Below are 892 nucleotides of genomic sequence, written 5' to 3'. Positions count from 1 at the left end.
TTCTTGAGCATAAGTCATTCCGAAAACTAAAATTGTCAATATGTACAGAATTTTTCTCAAATGTGTGGCAACGGTCTCGGCTATGATTTCGTTGTGGAATCATCCGCAGGATTATTCCGCCGAAATCCAGCCGTTTGATTTATACTTTTACTTTGGCGTGGCACAAAACCACAATGAATTATAGCCATTGTTGTATGCTGTGCTTTTTCGTTAATTATCTGTTTCATTCTCCGAAGCAAAAGATGGTGGTGGCGGTGAATCTTTTGTCCAAGTTCCCTGCCAGTTTTCATATTTCCAAATGTTGTCTTGTTTTACAAATATTGCAGTATAAAAAACTTCGCCAACATATATTCCATCTGAAAATGCTTTTATTCTTCCATTGATAATTCCAACATTTTCATAAACTTTTATCTGTTGGTCGAAAAATTCAAAACTCAAAATTTCAAGCATTTCAAGGCGTTTTTTGTCGGCGAGTAATTCTGACTTATTCTGAACTATTCCATCTGCATTAACCGTAAAAAAACTATCAGAAACATCAGTTTTGAAGTATTCAGTCGCATTTGTGAGAGTCACATTTTTCCACATTTTTTTAAAAGCACTATCGAGTTCTTTCTTTGCGGTTTCAGATTCTTTTTTGTCAGTCGAATTAGATTTTGAGTTGTCAACGTTTGAACAACCGACAATTAATAATAATCCAACTAAAAGGATTGGTCTAAATGAGAATGATTTATTCATAATGTTCGTTTGATATTTATTTACTCAATTTTTGCATTAATTCGTTTTTATTGAATACACCTTGGTTTTATCGCATTGCATACAACGTGCTTGTGTATGATTTGTGCGGCTGAGAATCGATAGATTTTCAGTCGTTGCGAATCATATTGTTAAATAT

General features: G+C 33.6%; 1 protein-coding gene. It reads right to left on the bottom strand.

The window, feature by feature from the left end; all coding sequences use genetic code 11:
- Window positions 1-210: 210 nt before the first annotated feature.
- Complete coding sequence (locus tag JS40_RS00035) at window positions 211-735, bottom strand: nuclear transport factor 2 family protein (RefSeq protein ID WP_034257563.1); 525 nt, start codon at window positions 733-735, stop codon at window positions 211-213.
- Window positions 736-892: the final 157 nt, after the last annotated feature.

Source organism: Altibacter lentus, from assembly GCF_000746845.1.
GTDB lineage: Bacteria > Bacteroidota > Bacteroidia > Flavobacteriales > Flavobacteriaceae > Altibacter > Altibacter lentus.
Note: the sequence above shows the minus strand (reverse complement) of the source record. Positions and strands in the feature narration are given on the sequence as shown.